Here is a 16,471-nt window from a genome sequence, read left to right on the forward strand (position 1 = left end):
GGTAGTAGGTTTGCAGAGTTTGGTATAATGCCCGATCCCATCAATCTTGCCGCATGAAAACGAACCAAAATAACAATAAAAAAGAGTAGCAGTTCACGAATCGTTCAAGGGCAAATTTTAACTGATTGCATGAACCCTATACATAAAATCACAAGCTCACGCTTGTACACCCAGCTCGCGACCACTCGCAAAGCACGCATCGTCGGCGCGTCCGCCGTGCTGCTGACCGTGGTCGCTTTTGGCGCTGTGGCGGTCTCGCCGATGGTGCCCGATGCGTCGGACCTGCCGGTCCGTTCGATCGCGGAAAACCTGGAAATGCCTGATCTGTCCTCGCAAATCACCGCGCTGGAACAGGTAGACCAGAACTTTACCCACGAAGAAAAGGTCCGCCCTGGCGATACGCTGTCCGCCTTGCTGATACGCCTCGGCGTCGATGATGCGGCGGCCGCCAATTTCATTCGCACCGACAAGGTCGGGCGCGGCGTGATGATGCTGAAAACGGGCAAGCGCGTGCAAGCGCAAACGTCCGAAAACGGCGAACTGAACTGGCTGCGCGCCACCCTGGTTGACGGCAGCGACAAATCGGCGCGCAACATCCTGATCACCCGCAAGGGCGACAAGTTTGTTGCCACCGAAGTGGCCGCGCAACTGGAACGCCGCGTGGAAATGCATGCACGCAAGATCACCTCGACCCTGTTTGCCGCCACCGATTCCAGCCTGGACGGCACCCGCCTGCCGGACGCGATCTCCAAGCAGATCGTTGAAATGTTCTCGACCAATATCGACTTCCGTTCCGACGTGAAGCGCGGTGATTCGTTCAACGTGGTCTATGAAACCTTCTGGCAAGACGGCGAATTTGTCCGAGCGGGACGCATCCTGGCCGGTGAATTCACCAACCGCGGCAAGACGTTCCAGTCCGTGTGGTTCGAAGACCCGGCCAGCAAGCAAGGCGGCGGTTATTACAGCTTCGACGGCAAGTCCCTCAAAAAAGCCTTCCTCAAATCCCCACTTGAATTCTCCCGCATCTCGTCCGGCTTCTCGATGCGCGTGCACCCGATTTCGGGCAACTGGAAAGCCCATAAAGGGATCGATTTCGCAGCCGCCACCGGCACCCCGATCCGCGCCTCGGGCGACGGCGTGGTCGACACGGTCGGTTCGCAAAACGGCTATGGCAACGTGGTGGTCCTGAAACACTGGGCTAACTACAGCACCGCTTATGCGCACATGAGCCGCTTCGCTTCGGGCCTGAAAAAAGGCCAGAAAGTCAGCCAGGGCGATGTCATCGGCTACGTCGGCACCACCGGCTGGTCGACCGGCGCCCACCTGCACTATGAATTCCGCGTTGGCGGCGTGGCGCAGGACCCGAACAAGCTGAACGTGCAGGCACAGGCGCCGCTGACGGCGGCCGAACTGTCGCGCTTCCGCATGGTGTCGGCCGACATGATGCACCGCTTCACGCTGCTCCGTCCTGCCGACACGGCGCTCGCTTCGCGCTAAATAGCTGAACGCTGCGCGCCCTGCGCGGACGACAAAAGGCACCGCCCATCCCGATGGCCGGTGCTTTTTTTCATCAAAGACAAGGAAACACCATGTTGTATATCGGTCTGATGTCCGGCACCAGCCTTGATGGCGTCGATGGCGCCCTGGTCGACTTTTCGCACGATGGCGTGCGCAGCCTGGGCGACGCCTATGTGGCATTCCCGGACAGCCTGCGCGCCGACCTGATGGCCCTGCAAGCGCCTGGGCACAATGAAATCGAACGCGAGGCGCTGGCCGCCAACGCACTGGTGCGCCACTACGCCGATTGCGTGGGCAGCTTGCTGGCCCGGGCCGGCATCGGCCCGGACGCCGTGGCCGCCATCGGCGCGCATGGCCAGACCATCCGCCACCGCCCCGAACTGGGCTTTACGCGCCAGTTGAACAACCCGGCCCTGCTGGCCGAGCTGACCGGCATCGACGTGATCGCCGACCTGCGCAGCCGCGACGTGGCCGCCGGCGGCCAGGGTGCGCCATTGGTGCCCGCGTTTCACCAGGCCCTGTTCAATGCGCCGGGCCAGACGCGCGTGGTGGCCAATATTGGTGGCATCAGCAATATCAGCGTGCTGCAGGCCGACGGCGCCGTGACCGGCTACGACAGCGGACCGGGCAACGCGCTGATGGATGGCTGGATCCTGCACCACCAGGGCCAGCCCTATGACGCCGACGGCGCCTGGGCCGCCACCGGCAAGGTCATCCCTGCGCTGCTGGCGGCCTTGCTGGACGAACCTTATTTTGCGCTGCCAGCGCCGAAAAGCACGGGCCGCGACCTGTTTCATGCCAGCTGGCTAGCCGGCAAACTGACAGCCTTCCCCGACGCACCGCCAGCCGACGTGCAGGCCACCCTGACCGCACTGACGGCCAGCAGCCTGGCGCAAGCCATTCTGCGCGACGGTGCGCAGGCCGATACGGTGTATGTGTGTGGTGGCGGCGCGTATAACGCCACCCTGATGGCGGCACTGGCAAACGCCTTGCCAGGCATGGCGGTGGCGTCGACGCAGGCGCTGGACGTGGCGCCGAGCCAGGTCGAGGCGCTGGCGTTTGCCTGGCTGGCCTGGCGTTTTACACAGAGAAAGCCGGGCAATTTGCCGGCAGTGACGGGCGCAAGAGGTTTACGGGTACTGGGCGCGCTGTACCCGCATTAGACGATCTGCAAACGCAAATAGCGGATCGAAGATCCGCTATTCATACTCCTGCTCGGTTACCGCTTAAACCGAGAAGGACGAACCGCAACCGCAGGTAGACGTCGCGGTAGGGTTCTTGATCACGAACTGCGCGCCTTCCAGGTCGTCCTTGTAGTCGATTTCTGCGCCAACCAGGTACTGGTAGCTCATGGAATCGATCAACAGCTGGACGCCGTTCTTGACCATGGTGGTGTCATCTTCGTTGACGATTTCGTCGAAGGTGAAGCCATACTGGAAGCCGGAGCAGCCGCCGCCCTGCACGAACACGCGCAATTTCAGGTCGGGATTGCCTTCTTCCTCGATCAGCTGGGCGACTTTTTCGGCGGCGCTATCGGTAAAGACGATAGGCGACGGGATCACATCTTGCATTTCAGCGACAGCATTCATTTCATACTCCTCAGAAAACATGCGTTCATTATAGACTGTTGGCGCAAGTCGCGCTGTGGCCGCCCTTTTTTCAGCGGCCACGGCGTTGTTATTGCCACGCGCGGCAGCGCGCGCAAGACTGCTTATGGCATCAGCGCGATATGCTGCAGGCCGGCCGTTTCCTTCAGGCCAAACATCAGGTTCATGCACTGCACGGCCTGCCCCGAAGCACCCTTGACCAGATTGTCCTGCACCACCAGCACGATCACCGTGTTGCCGCCTTCAGGGCGGTGCAGCGCCAGGCGCAGCACGTTCGAGCCGCGCGTGGAGCGCGTTTCCGGGTGCGAGCCGAACGGCATCACGTCGACAAACACCTCATCCTTGTATTGCTCTTCGAACAAGGCTTGCAGTTCTTCATTGCTGATATCCTTGTTCAGCTGTGCGTACAGGGTCGAATGCATGCCGCGTATCATCGGCACCAGGTGTGGCGTGAAGGTCAGCGCGACCTTGTCGTCGGTGAAACGCTGCAGCTGGGCCGTGGTTTCCGGCAGGTGGCGGTGGCCGGCCACGCCATAGGCCTTGAAGCTATCGCTGCTTTCCGAGAACAGAATGCCGATTTCCGCCTTGCGGCCGGCACCCGACACGCCCGACTTGCAGTCGGCGATCAGCGCGCCTGCATTGACCAGGCCGGCTTTCAGCAGCGGGTAAAAGCCCAGTTGCATGGTGGTCGGGTAGCAACCGGGATTGGCGATCAGCGTGGCATTTTTGATGTCTTCGCGGTTCAGTTCCGGCAAGCCGTAGACAGCCTGCTCGATCAGCTCGGGCGCCGTATGGGGAATCTTGTACCATTGCTCGAACTTGGCCTGGTCTTTCAGGCGGAAGTCGGCCGCCAGGTCGATCACTTTCACGCCGGCAGCGAGCAAGGCCGGCGCCTGCGCCATGGCCACGCCGTGCGGGGTGGCGAAAAACACCACGTCGCATTGCTCAAGGTTGGCCTTGTCGGGCGAAGAAAATGCCAGTTTCACGTGGCCGCGCAAGGAAGGATACATGTCGGCGACCGGCAAGCCATCTTCCTTGCGCGAGGTGATCGCCGTCAACTCGACGTCCGGATGGGTTGCCAGCAGGCGCAGCAATTCCACGCCAGTGTAGCCAGTGCCGCCGACGATGCCAACTTTGATCATGTTTTTTCCTTGTGTAAATAAAATCAGGTGAATCAGGGGAGATACCGCAAGCCTGCGGTGTTTTGCGCGTATTTTACAGCGCAATGGCGCAGCACGCAGAAATGCAAAAAGCCGCCTGCCCGAAGGCCAGCGGCTTTTTGAGACAGCGCCCGAAAGCGCTGCAGCGTAGAAATTAACGCTTCGAGAATTGCTTTGCGCGACGTGCTTTGCGCAGACCAACTTTTTTACGCTCGACTTCACGTGCATCGCGGGTCACGAAGCCGGCTTTTGCCAGCTCCGGTTTCAACGCTGCATCGTAGTCGATCAGAGCGCGGGTGATGCCGTGACGAACTGCACCAGCCTGACCCGACTCGCCGCCGCCATGGACGTTGACTTTGATGTCGAAACGCTCGACATTGCCGGTCAGTTCCAGTGGTTGACGGATAACCATCAGACCGGTTTCGCGCGAGAAGTATTCGTTTGCTGGTTTGCCGTTAACAACGATCAAGCCTGTGCCAACTTTGATAAAAACGCGAGCCACTGCACTCTTGCGACGGCCGGTTCCATAATTGTAATTACCGATCATGTCAGTTCCTTAGAGAACAAGTGCTTTAGGTTGCTGAGCTGCGTGCGGATGGGAACCTTCCGCGTACACTTTCAGCTTCTTGATCATTGCGTAGCCGAGTGGGCCTTTAGGCAGCATGCCTTTGACCGCTTTCTCAAGCGCGCGACCTGGAAAACGCTGTTGCATTTTCTGGAAGTTGGTTTCGTAGATGCCGCCTGGATAGCCAGAGTGACGGTAGTAAATTTTCTCAGTTGCTTTGGTACCGGTCACACGCAGTTTGCCTGCGTTGATGACGACGATAAAGTCGCCGGTATCGACGTGAGGAGTAAATTCTGGTTTGTGTTTGCCGCGCAGTCGGAGTGCCACTTCGCTGGCAACACGTCCGAGGACTTTGTCCGTCGCGTCAACCACGAACCAATCGCGCTGGACTTCATGTCCTTTAGCGGAAAATGTTTTCATGTTGACTTCCTAATAGATTACACGCTCAAATGGTGGTTCCGCCTGGTTACTTGCGCGGACTCTGCCTTATTTACTTTTCCTGAGCGAACGGAAAGCCGACAAGTATAAGCGGCTTTGCCCCGCCCGGTCAAGCCGCAATTGCCGCCGCCATCACGGCCGGTTGCGCCTGGCCGGGCCAAACATGGACAGTCATTCCTCAATTACAATACAAAACGCCTACAATTTTCGGAGAAGCAAGATGGAATGCAAAGTTAGCTGGAATGGCCCGTCGGGCATGAGTTTTCGGGCAGAAACCGGCTCCGGCCACCTGGTGACGATGGATGGCGCGCCGGACGGTGGCGGCCACAACCTGGCGCCGCGGCCGATGGAAATGGTCTTGCTGGGCACCGGCGGCTGTACCGCCTATGACGTGGTGCTGATCCTGAAACGCGGCCGCGAAGCCGTCAGTGGCTGCGAAGTGACGCTCAAGGCCGACCGCGCCGAAACCGATCCGAAGGTGTTTACCAAGATCCACTTCCACTTCACCGTGCGCGGCAAAGCCCTCAAGCCAACGGCCGTGGAACGCGCCGTGGCGCTGTCGCACGACAAATATTGCTCGGCGTCGATCATGCTGGCAAAAACAGCAGAGATCACCCACTCGTTCGAGATTATCGAAGAAAACGCCTGACCAAACCTACTGCGCGTCGGTATAGGCGGTCTGCGATGCTCACCGTACTAAAGTACGGTTGCGCTTCTCAACCACCTCTCCCTTCCGCTCGCTACGGTTTTGTCAGGCGTTTGGCGACTATGGATTGCATCAAAAGGCACTCTTGGACTGGTAATGCCGTGCAGTTAGCGCGCCTACGCTGCCAGGAAACCCGCGAAACGGATTGAGGCCGCGGTCTCCAGCACAGGCCCACCGGGCCAAGCGGGTCCGAAAAATGTCGAGGGCAAGGCGCAGCGACGAAGACAGTACGCATGTACGGCTAGGAGCTGCAACGCAGCCATCGGCATTTTCTCGGGCTCGCGTCTCCGGCCCGCCGTTTCTACGTTTTTAGGCCTTACGCATTCAATGCATCAGACAGCTTAACTGAACGGCATTAATCTTGGACTGGCGCTTTTTATACATAATACGCCGTCTTGGTCATGACTTTTCCCATAAAGCCCATCAACGCCCTGACCGGCGCCGGGGTGTCGATGGCGCCCAGGCGCTGGGCGGCGGCGCCGTGTTCGATCTCGTCGAGCTGCATCTGGCGCACGATGGCGCGCGATTTGGCGTCCTGCGGCGGCAACTCGCCCAGATGGCTTTCCAGGTGCGCCTCGACCTGCTTTTCCGTTTCCACCACAAAGCCCAGGCTGCGGCCGTCGCCCATGCGTGCAGCGATGGTGCCGAGCGCAAACGAGCCGGCGTACCACAAGGGGTTCAACAAGCTCAGGCGCGAACCGAGTTCATTCAGGCGCTGCGCCGTCCAGGCCAGGTGATCTTCCTCTTCGCGCCCGGCCTCATCGAACTGAGCACGAATGGCGGCGCTGTGCGCATAACGCGCCTGCGAGTTGTACAAGGCTTGCGCGCAGACTTCACCGACATGATTGACGCGCATCAAGCCTGCGCTGTGGCGCTGCTCGGCCGCGCTCAAGGTGGCGTCGGGCGACTGCGCGGCCGGCGTCGGGCGCGAAGCGGAGGCTACGCCGGCGATCACGCGCAAGGCCTTGTCGGCATCGACAATCAAGCGATCGAGGGGATTGAAGTAGCGTTGTGCGGTCATCGTCACGGAACTCATGTCTAGGTAAAACATGATTATAGGACGATCGCGCCCAGCCGTCCCGGCACGCCGCGCGGGCGGAGCGGGCTTTACTGACTTGCTTGACCTGTGCGCGCTTTTTCCTTCTCGATCCAGTCCACCACGGGACCGACGGCGTCCAGGCCCGACAGGCTTTTTGCCACGCCCAGATTCAATGAAACCAGGAAAAACATGCTGTCGATGGGAATATCGGGGCAATGCGCGGCAAAAGCGGCCAGGAAGCGCGGCGACTCGAGCACGCGCAGCACTTTTTCACCGCTCATGAATTGCAATACGCTGGCAATACTGTGGCCGCCACCGAGCGTGTGGTAAATGAAACGGTTGTATTTTGCATCGATCTTCTTGAAATCGAGCTCTTCCTGCGTCATCAAGCCGGCCAGATAATACAGTCCAAGGCTGACGCGAAAGAAACCGATGGCTTCCGCGCTGGTCATGCCGGCGCGCGCCACGGCCAGCACTTTCTGCTGCATCGCCTCGTCTATGTTTCTCATTGCACTCCCCCTGCGCCGCCAAGCAGCGCCCCATCGGCGCAGCTTGCATGAAGATGCCGCCTTTTTCAATAGCTGTTCACTATTTCCCTATTGCAAGTTACTTTTTTTACATGCTACCCTGAAGATCCCACCAGATTGGATGCGCCAATGATAGAGGTAAAGCACCTGGCCAAGCGTTTTCGCATGCCGCCACAGAAGGACAAAACCACCTCGACGCCCGACCCGCGCGACCATGACGGCTGGTTTCACGCCGTGCGCGACGTCAGTTTCAGCTGCGCTCCGGGCGAAGTGCTGGGGCTGCTGGGGCCGAACGGCGCCGGCAAGACCACCACCTTGCGCCTGTTGTCGACCGCGCTGCAGGCCGATGCGGGCAGCGCCTTGCTGAACGGCGTCGATGTCTTGCAGCAACCGCTGGTGGCGCGCCAGAGCATCGGCTTTTTGTCCGGCTCGACCGGCTTGTACGGCCGCCTGACGGCGCGCGAGAACGTGGAATATTTCGGCCGCCTGCACGGCATGCCAGCCGACAAGCTCAAACAGCGCTGCGATGAGCTGTTCGCCCTGCTGCAGATGGAGCACTACGGCAACAAGCGCGCCGATCAGCTTTCCACAGGCATGAAGCAGAAATGCGCGATCGCGCGCACCGTCGTGCATGCGCCGCAGGTGGTGATCCTCGACGAGCCGACCACCGGCCTGGACGTGATGTCGGCCAAGATCCTGCTGGACTTTATCGCCAGCTACAAGGCGCTGCGCGTGCCGCTGATCTTTTCCACCCACCATCTGCACGAGGTGGAAAAGCTGTGCGACCGCGTCTGCATCATCAACCATGGCACCACCGCCTTCAACGGCACGGTGGACGAACTGCGCCGGCTCGGTGGCAGCGCAGATTTGTACGACGCTTTTGTCGGCGTCATCAACCGGGGAGCTTGAACGCATGTGGACCATTTACCTGAAGGAATTGCTGGAACTCACGCGTGACCGCAAGACCCTGATCTTTACCATCCTGATTCCGATCTTTGCCATGCCGCTGATCTTTGGCGGCTTCGCTTATGTATCGAGCAATATGTTCAAGAACGCCAAGGCGGCCGAGCTGCGCTATGCCCTGTTCGGCCAGCAGCACGCGCCCGGCTTGAGCGCGCGCTTTGGCCAGCAAACCAATTTGCGCCTGGTGCCGTTGAAGGACGAAGGCGAGATCCGCCAGGCGATTGCGGATGAACGCATCAAGTTCGCGGTAGTGATTCCGCCGCAGTTTGACGCCGCCTTGCAACAGCAGCGCCAGGCCACCATTACCTTGCACTACAACAGCGCCAGCACGGTCGACGTGACGCAGCAGCGCGTGCGCGAGGTGATCGATGGCTACAACGCCAGCTTGCGCCAGGAGGCGCTGTCGGCCCTGAAACTCAATCCCGGCCAGCTGGCGTTTGCGATGGCGCCGGTGCTGCTGGAGAAAAAATCCACCGCCGACCAGCGCGAGCAGATGGGCGCGATCATCGGCGGCATGCTGCCTTACCTGCTGCTGATGGTGTGCCTGACGGCCGCCATGTATCCGGCGATCGACATGGGCGCCGGCGAAAAGGAACGGGGCACCCTGGAAACCTTGCTGCTGGCACCGGTGCCGCGCGGCGCCATCGTGCTGGCCAAGTTCCTGGTCCTGTTTACCGTCGGCATGACTTCGGCGGTGCTGATGGTCGGCAGCATGGCCGTACTGCTGACCCTGTTCGGCAACTCGCTCGAAGGCAACCTGGCCATGATGGTGCGCAGCATTACCCTGACCGACCTGGCGATGATCACCCTGATGCTGGTGCCGACGGCCGCCATCTTCGCCTCGTTGCTGCTGTCGATCTCGATCTATGCCAAGAGCTACAAGGAAGCGGCCGGCATGATCACGCCACTGATGCTGCTGACCATTTTGCCGATCGTGGTGGCCATGCTGCCCGGCGTGGAACTGAACTGGCTGTGGGCGATGGTACCGCTGACCAACGTCTCGCTGGCCATGAAGGAACTGGTCAAGGGCACCATGGACTACAGCATGTTCGGCGTGATCCTGGCCTCGACCACGGTCATCGCCGGCGCCCTGCTGCTGCTGTGCCGCTGGTGGTTCAAGCGCGAAGCGGTGCTGTTTCGCAACTGATCATCGCAGGCGGCGCGCGCTGGCAAGGCCGCGGCGCCGTTCCACCCCGCCAATTGCACTCTGGGCACGCGAAAATACCGTACATCGCAAGCAACTGCCCAGCACGTCTTTTATTCAATACAATGCCATCATGGAAAAGCCCCGGACTGCCTGCCAGGCGCCGGGCGCCGCACGTCTAACAGCATGAGCAAGGAATTGTATGGAATTGCAGATTCGTCATTTGTCGAAGACCTACGCCAACGGTGTCGTGGCGCTGGACGATATTTCGCTGGCGATCCCACCGGGCATGTTCGGCCTGCTCGGGCCCAACGGCGCCGGCAAGTCGACCCTGATGCGTACCCTGGCGACCTTGCAGGAATGCGATTCCGGCTCGGTCTTCTTCGGCGACTACGACGTGCTCGACGACAAGGACGAGATCCGCCGCATGCTGGGCTACCTGCCGCAGGACTTCGGCCTGTATCCGAAGGTGACGGCCTACGAACTGCTCGACCATTTTGCCAATCTGAAAGGCCTGTCGCAGCGCGCGCGCCGGCGCGAAGTGGTCGACGGCCTGCTGCAGCAGACCAATCTGTTCGATGTGCGCCACCAGCGCCTGGGCACGTTTTCGGGCGGCATGCGCCAGCGCTTCGGCATCGCCCAGGCCCTCTTGGGCGACCCGAAACTGATCATCGTCGACGAACCCACGGCCGGTCTCGATCCGCAGGAAAGGGTGCGCTTCCACAACCTGCTGTCGGACATCGGCGAAGACAAGACCGTCATTTTATCGACCCATATCGTCTCCGACGTGGCCGACCTGTGCGCCAACATGGCCATCATCAACAAGGGCCATGTGCTGTTGTGCGGCAAGACGCAGGAATTGATCGATGATGTCAGCTGCAAGATCTGGGCACGCTTTGTCGACAAGAAGGAGCTGGCCAGCTTCCAGCAGCGCCACGCCGTCATTTCCACACGTTTGCTGTCGGGCCGCACCCTGATCCATGTCTACAGCGATACTGACCCGGGCGATGGTTTCGAGGAAGCCATCGGCGACCTGGAAGACCTGTATTTCGCCACCATCGCCGGACGCCACCGCGTCGACCCTGGCTGCGGCGAGGAGTAAGCATGTTTGCGATTGCCTTCTTTGAAGCACGACAGCGTTTCAAGCTGCTGTCCACCTGGGTGTATTTCGCCATGTTCCTGGCGCTGTCCATGCTGTGGATGGCCGCCGCCGGCGGCGCCTTCAAGGAAATTTCCATCAGCATGGGCGGCAGGTTTTTGATCAATGCACCGCGTTCGCTGGCCTTGAGCTGCGCCGTGCTGGGCTGCTTCGGCGCGGTGGTGGTGGCGGCCATGATGGGCCGCTCGGTGCAGCAGGATGTCGAATACGGCATGCAGCACTTCTTCTTCAGCGCGCCGATCCGCAAATACCAGTATGTGTTCGGCCGTTTTCTCGGCGCCACCGTGGTGCTGGCGGTAGTGTTTTCCAGCATTATCCTCGGTGCCTGGCTGGGCAGCTGGCTGCCCGGCATCGACCAGGAACGACTGGGGCCGCAGCGCCTGCTGGCGTATGTGATGCCGTATGCATTTACGCTGCTGCCCAACCTGCTGATCTTCGGCGCCATCTTTTTCGTGATTGCCGCGCTGACCCGGCGCATGCTGCCCGTGTACATCAGCTCGGTGGTGATGCTGATCGGCTACCTGGTGGCGCCGTCGCTGGCGCGCGACCTGGACTTCAAGACGGTGGCCGCGCTGATCGACCCCTTCGGCACCACGGCGCTGATCAGCCTGACCGAATACTGGCCCAATGCCGAGCGCAACACGCGCCTGGTCACGCTCGAAGGCGTGTATTTGATCAACCGCGCCATCTGGTGCGGCCTGGCCCTGCTGGCCTTGCTGCTGGGCTATTGGCGCTTTCATTTCCGCGCCGCGTCCGACAGCGGCCCGGCCGGGCGCCAGGGCGACGCCACGCCGCCGGCGCGCCTGTCGAACAGTGCGCTCGATACGCACGAGCAGCCCGATTTCGCCCGCCGCAGCCTGGCCGCCCTGCTGCTGCAGATGAGCTGGCTGAACCTGCGCGAAACCATCAAGAACATCTATTTTTTCGTCATCGTGCTGGCCGGCGTGCTGGTGATGTATGCGGGCGCGCTGGACATGGGTTCGATGTACGGCACCAATACCTACCCGGTAACGGAAAAAGTGCTGGACATCGTCAGCGCCTCCTTCACCCCGTTCATGCTGGTCATCACCATCTTCTATGCTGGCGAACTGGTGTGGCGTGAACGCGAAAGCGGACTGCAGCTGATGCTCGACGCCCTGCCCGTGCCGAACTGGCTGCCGCTGCTGTCGAAACTGTTTGCGCTGATCGGCCTGCAGGCATTGCTGAGCCTGGTGATCATGCTGTGCGGCATGTCGATCCAGATCGTCAAGGGCTATTACCGGCTCGATCCCGGCCTGTACTTCGAAGCGCTGTTTCTGACGCAACTGCCCGGCTATGCCCTGACGGCCGTGCTGGCGATTTTCCTGCAAGTGCTGATCAACCAGCGCTACCTGGCCTATTTCGCCATGATCCTGTATTACGGCGCGACCCTGACCTTCGGCTCGCTGGACTTGAGCAATCCGCTGCTGCTGTATGGCAGCACGCCCGGCTTCGTCTACTCGGCCATGAACGGCACCGGCCATTATCTGCTGCGCGAACGCTGGTACTTGCTGTACTGGAGCGGCGCGGCCGTGATGCTGAGCGTGCTGGCCCTGCTGTGCTGGCCGCGCGGCGCGCACGACAGCTGGCGCATCCGCTTGCGCCTGGCGCGCCACGCCTTGAGCCAGCCGGTGCTGGCCAGCTTCGGCGCCGGCCTGGCCATCTTCCTGGTGTCGGGCGCCATCCTGTTCTACACCTTCCATATCGCCAACGACTACAAGTCCGGCTATGCACGCGACGCCGAGCGCGCCAGCTTCGAGCGCCAGTACCGCAAGCTGGCGGCCACGCCGCAGCCGCGCATCGCCGACGTCAAGCTCGACGTGGCCATCTACCCTGGCCAGCGCACCCTGAAGGTGAAGGGACGCTACCTGCTGGAAAACCGCAGCGCCGTGCCGATCAGCCAGATTTTCATCCAGCAAGATCCTGCCGCCAGCATGCGGCTGCGCTTCGATACGCGCGTCCACCCTGGCCTGGACGACACGCGCCTGGGCTTTTACAGCTACCGCCTGGCCGCGCCGCTGTTGCCGGGCGCCACCCTGGGCCTTGATTTCGACGTCGATTACGCGCCGCGCGGCGTGCTGGGCCTGGGCCAGGACACGCCGGTGGTAGCCAACGGCACCTTCTTTACCAACGCCGTGCTGCCGCATGTCGGCTACCAGCAGCAGCTGGAACTGGACGACCCGCGCGACCGCAAGCGGCACGGCTTGCCGCCACGCGAACGCACGCCGGCACGCGACGATGCGCGCGGCCTGGCTGACAGCTATGTCGGCAACGACGCCGACCGCATCAACTTTGAAGCGACCGTCAGCACCGTCGACGGCCAGACGGCGATCGCCCCCGGCGTGCTGGACAACGACTGGATAGACAAGGGCCGGCATTACTTCCATTACAAGATGGACCAGCCGATGCTCAACTTCTATGCCGTCCAGTCGGCCCGCTACGCCGTCAGGCACGAGCGCTGGCAGGACGTCGCCATCGATGTGTATTACCAGCCTGGCCACGAAGTCAATCTGGACCGTTTCGTGCGCGCCAGCAAGGAAGCGCTCGAGTACTACACGAAAAACTTCGGCCCTTACCAGCACAAGAGCGTGCGTATCGTCGAGTTTCCCCGCTATGCCAGCCAGGCGCAGTCGTTTCCGGGAACAATAGCGTTTTCCGAAGGCCTGGGCTTTGTCGCCAGGGTCGACGACAAGAACCCGAAGGATCTCGACTACCCGTTCTACGCCACCGCGCACGAAGTGGCGCATCAGTGGTGGGGGCAGCAGCTGGTGGGCGGCAACACCCGCGGCGCGAGCGTGCTGAGCGAAACGCTGGCCGAATATTCGGCGCTGATGGTGATGAAAAAAACCGCCGGCCCGAACAAGATGCGGCGCTTTTTGCGCCATGACCTGAACCGCTACCTGATGGGCCGCGCCGAAGAGCGCAAGCGCGAACTGCCGCTGGCCGACAATGACCGGCAAAACTATATCGACTATCACAAGGGCGCGCTGGCCATGTATCTGCTGCAGGACCTGGTCGGCGAAGACAAGATCAATGGCGTGCTGCGCGAGCTGCTGCAACAGCATCGCAGCCAGTTGCCACCGTACGCCAGCGTGACGGCGCTGATCGATGGCTTGCGCAAGGTCACGCCGCCGGAGCAGGCGTATCTGATCGATGATTTGTTCGAGAAAATCGTGCTGTTCGATAACCGCGCGCTGGCGGCGACGGCCCGCAAGCTGTCGGACGGACGCCATGAAGTGACCATCAAGGTCCAGGCCGGCAAGCTGCATGCGGGCGAGCAGGGAGAAGAGCGGGAAGCGCCACTGCGCGACCTGATCGAGATCGGCGTGGACGACAAGGATGGCAACGCCTTGCTGCGCGAACGCAAGCTGATGACAGGCAAGGAGGCCAGCTACACGGTGGTGGTGGCGGGCCGGCCGGCCAGGGCGGGCATCGACCCGGACAACAAGCTGGTCGACCGCAAGCCGGACGACAACATGATCGCGGTCGATATCAGCGAGCGCTAGGGCTTCAGGCGCGGGTGGCCACGCTCAGGCTGATGCCCATTTCGCTGAAGACGGCCAGGTCGCCCAGCGGCAAGTCCAGCGGGACTGCTGCCGGGGTGCCTGGCGACTCGCCGCCGCGCAATTCAAATTGCAGTTCGGCCACGATGCGCGGCATGCTGAAGGTCACGCCGCGCGAGCGGCATTCGGACAAATAGCTGCGTATGCGCGATGGCAAGACCTGCGCCTGGCTGGCCTGCGCCACCAGCAATTCGAAGCCGGAATCGAGATACACGCGGCCCGCACCTTTCGGCTCGCCCTTGCGCCACTGGCGCTCGGGCTCGGTCGGCAATACTTCCAGGATGGACTTGAGCGTGAGGTCATCCCCATGCACGGTCAACTTTGCCATATTCATCGTCAAACTTTCTAGCCTGCACGCTACCAAAGCGGCGGCGCGATCCTCAGACAGCCTAGTCTACGCATGGTTGGCAACTATGTCCATACGGCAATATTTGATAACAGCTTGACCTTGCGCAATATCAAGCCCGTCCGGTTGTTGCCGGACGGGCCAGCGGCTTACGCCGGCTTGCCGATCGCCTGCAAGGCGGCCCGCACGCCAGCACCGTAGGCCGGATCGGCCTGGTCGAAATGGGCCAGTTGGCGTTGCAGGGTTTCCTCGCGCACCTGGCTCAAAGGACCGGCCAGGTTGTCAAAAAGGTTCTGCTTGCCTTGCGCCGTCAGCAAGCGGAACAGATTGCCGGCCTGCGTGTAGTCGTCCTCCGTGCCACGGCCATCGTAGCGCGCCGCGCCGCCATCGAGGGCCAGGGCCGGCTCGCCATGGCCCAGGCCTTGCGGTGCACTGCCGGCAGCGGCAACATTGGCGTAGTTGCGCGCCGCACCGCCATTGTTGATCGCCATGCCACCGTCGCGCTGCTGGTTATGGAAGGGGCAGCGCGCCGCGTTCACCGGCAGATGCTGGTGATTGGTGCCGACCCGGTACAGCTGGGCGTCGTGGTAGGCAAACAAACGGCCTTGCAGCATCTTGTCGGGCGAATAGCCCATGCCGGGCACCGCGTTGGCTGGCGAAAACGCCGCCTGTTCCACTTCCGCATGGTAATTGTCCGGGTTACGGTTCAGCTCAAAAATGCCGACCGGCAGCAATGGGAAGTCCGCATGCGGCCACACTTTCGTCAGGTCGAACGGATTCCAGCCCGTGCGCTGCTCCCATTGCGCCAGTTGCTCGTCGGTCGCCACTTGCAGCTTGACTTCCCACTGCGGAAACTCACCGCGCTCGATGGCGCCGAACAGGTCGCGCTGGGCGTAATCGGGGTCGCTGCCGGCCAGCCGGCCCGCTTCGGCTGCCGGCAGGTTCCGGATGCCCTGGCGCGTCTTGAAATGCCATTTCACGTAGACGCGCTGGCCGTCGGCATTGATCAGGCTGTACGTATGACTGCCGAAGCCATCCATGTGGCGATAGCCGTCGGGCGTGCCGCGGTCCGAAAACAGCATGGTGACCTGGTGCAGGCTTTCCGGCGCATGGCTCCAGAAGTCGAACATCATCTCGGCCGATTTCAGGTTGCTTTGCGGATCGCGCTTTTGCGTGTGGATAAAGTCGGGGAACTTGATCGGGTCCTTGATGAAGAACATCGGCGTATTGTTGCCGACCAGGTCCCAGTTGCCCTCTTCCGTATAGAAACGCAGGGCGAAGCCGCGCGGATCGCGTTCGGTGTCGGCACTGCCGCGTTCGCCACCGACGGTGGAAAAGCGTGCAAACGTCGCCGTCTGCTTGCCCACTTCACTGAACAGTTTTGCCTTGGTGTAGGCGGAAATATCATGGGTGACGGTAAAGGTGCCGTAGGCGCCGGAACCTTTCGCATGCACCACGCGCTCGGGAATGCGCTCGCGGTTGAAATGCTGGAGTTTTTCCAGCAAGTGAAAATCCTGCAGCAGCAAGGGACCGCGCGCACCGGCGCTGGCTGAATTCTGGTTGTCGGCCAGCGGAATGCCGGAAGAGGTGGACAGGGGAGTATTTGGCGGCGGCGTGCTCATGGTGCTTTCCTTCGTTGTTGACTGATGGATACAGTGTAACGAGCGCAGCACCAAAGGAAAAGATAATTGATTTTATCGGATCAATAGTTATTGCAA

At 61.2% G+C, this 16,471-nt stretch carries 15 protein-coding genes; 7 read left to right on the plus strand and 8 right to left on the minus strand.

The genetic code is table 11. The annotated features are described in order from the left end of the window. Positions 1 to 129: 129 nt before the first annotated feature. Both AC0Z42_RS16025 and AC0Z42_RS16030 read left to right on the plus strand, forming a co-directional pair. Positions 130 to 1,497 (plus strand): peptidoglycan DD-metalloendopeptidase family protein, encoded by a 1,368-nt coding sequence (locus AC0Z42_RS16025; protein WP_485469193.1) that lies wholly within the window; start codon positions 130 to 132, stop codon positions 1,495 to 1,497. Between the two features lie 92 nt (positions 1,498 to 1,589). Continuing rightward, complete coding sequence (locus tag AC0Z42_RS16030; RefSeq protein WP_485469194.1) at positions 1,590 to 2,681, plus strand: anhydro-N-acetylmuramic acid kinase; 1,092 nt, start codon at positions 1,590 to 1,592, stop codon at positions 2,679 to 2,681. A 63-nt stretch (positions 2,682 to 2,744) separates the two neighbouring features. On the opposite strand, the gene erpA is transcribed toward AC0Z42_RS16030, so the two are convergent. From erpA to rplM, 4 genes are all read right to left on the minus strand, one after another. After that, on the minus strand, positions 2,745 to 3,107 hold the full coding sequence (erpA, locus tag AC0Z42_RS16035; RefSeq protein WP_065308248.1) for an iron-sulfur cluster insertion protein ErpA: 363 nt from the start codon (positions 3,105 to 3,107) through the stop codon (positions 2,745 to 2,747). Positions 3,108 to 3,229: 122 nt separating this feature from the next. After that, positions 3,230 to 4,267, minus strand: a complete 1,038-nt coding sequence (argC, locus tag AC0Z42_RS16040; RefSeq protein WP_485469195.1) for an N-acetyl-gamma-glutamyl-phosphate reductase — start codon at positions 4,265 to 4,267, stop codon at positions 3,230 to 3,232. A gap of 172 nt (positions 4,268 to 4,439) precedes the next feature. Further along, on the minus strand, positions 4,440 to 4,832 hold the full coding sequence (rpsI, locus tag AC0Z42_RS16045; RefSeq protein WP_010393285.1) for a 30S ribosomal protein S9: 393 nt from the start codon (positions 4,830 to 4,832) through the stop codon (positions 4,440 to 4,442). Between the two features lie 9 nt (positions 4,833 to 4,841). Further along, on the minus strand, positions 4,842 to 5,270 hold the full coding sequence (rplM, locus tag AC0Z42_RS16050) for a 50S ribosomal protein L13 (RefSeq protein WP_010393282.1): 429 nt from the start codon (positions 5,268 to 5,270) through the stop codon (positions 4,842 to 4,844). Between the two features lie 238 nt (positions 5,271 to 5,508). Between rplM and AC0Z42_RS16055 the strand changes: the two genes are divergently transcribed. Next, positions 5,509 to 5,937 carry an OsmC family protein gene (locus AC0Z42_RS16055; protein WP_485469196.1) on the plus strand — a complete coding sequence of 143 codons (429 nt, stop codon included), beginning with the start codon at positions 5,509 to 5,511 and terminating at the stop codon, positions 5,935 to 5,937. A gap of 433 nt (positions 5,938 to 6,370) precedes the next feature. Here AC0Z42_RS16055 and coq7 read toward each other — a convergent pair whose 3' ends face one another. Together coq7 and AC0Z42_RS16065 are read right to left on the minus strand one after the other, a co-directional pair. Then, positions 6,371 to 7,015, minus strand: coding sequence for a 2-polyprenyl-3-methyl-6-methoxy-1,4-benzoquinone monooxygenase (coq7, locus tag AC0Z42_RS16060; protein ID WP_485469264.1), 645 nt, complete (start codon positions 7,013 to 7,015; stop codon positions 6,371 to 6,373). Positions 7,016 to 7,101: 86 nt separating this feature from the next. Continuing rightward, on the minus strand, positions 7,102 to 7,542 hold the full coding sequence (locus AC0Z42_RS16065) for a hypothetical protein (protein ID WP_485469197.1): 441 nt from the start codon (positions 7,540 to 7,542) through the stop codon (positions 7,102 to 7,104). A 147-nt stretch (positions 7,543 to 7,689) separates the two neighbouring features. Here AC0Z42_RS16065 and AC0Z42_RS16070 point away from each other — a divergent pair, with 147 nt between their 5' ends. The 4 genes from AC0Z42_RS16070 (at position 7,690) to AC0Z42_RS16085 (ending at position 14,350) form a co-directional block, all read left to right on the plus strand. Next, positions 7,690 to 8,469, plus strand: coding sequence for an ATP-binding cassette domain-containing protein (locus AC0Z42_RS16070; protein WP_485469198.1), 780 nt, complete (start codon positions 7,690 to 7,692; stop codon positions 8,467 to 8,469). A gap of 4 nt (positions 8,470 to 8,473) precedes the next feature. Then, complete coding sequence (locus tag AC0Z42_RS16075) at positions 8,474 to 9,670, plus strand: ABC transporter permease (RefSeq protein WP_485469199.1); 1,197 nt, start codon at positions 8,474 to 8,476, stop codon at positions 9,668 to 9,670. Between the two features lie 199 nt (positions 9,671 to 9,869). Next, positions 9,870 to 10,769 carry an ABC transporter ATP-binding protein gene (locus tag AC0Z42_RS16080; RefSeq protein WP_485469200.1) on the plus strand — a complete coding sequence of 300 codons (900 nt, stop codon included), beginning with the start codon at positions 9,870 to 9,872 and terminating at the stop codon, positions 10,767 to 10,769. Positions 10,770 to 10,771: 2 nt separating this feature from the next. Beyond that, positions 10,772 to 14,350, plus strand: coding sequence for an ABC transporter permease/M1 family aminopeptidase (locus tag AC0Z42_RS16085; RefSeq protein ID WP_485469201.1), 3,579 nt, complete (start codon positions 10,772 to 10,774; stop codon positions 14,348 to 14,350). A 4-nt stretch (positions 14,351 to 14,354) separates the two neighbouring features. Here the strand turns inward: AC0Z42_RS16085 and AC0Z42_RS16090 are convergent, their stop codons facing one another. Together AC0Z42_RS16090 and AC0Z42_RS16095 are read right to left on the minus strand one after the other, a co-directional pair. After that, the gene (locus AC0Z42_RS16090) at positions 14,355 to 14,735 is read right to left on the minus strand and encodes a hypothetical protein (RefSeq protein ID WP_485469202.1); all 381 of its coding nucleotides are present in this window, start codon (positions 14,733 to 14,735) and stop codon (positions 14,355 to 14,357) included. 167 nt (positions 14,736 to 14,902) lie between these two features. After that, a complete protein-coding gene (locus AC0Z42_RS16095) occupies positions 14,903 to 16,375 on the minus strand; it encodes a catalase (protein ID WP_485469203.1) in 1,473 nt (490 codons plus the stop codon). Positions 16,376 to 16,471: the final 96 nt, after the last annotated feature.

Source organism: Janthinobacterium sp. 1L-D-8-B-C4, assembly GCF_057291295.1.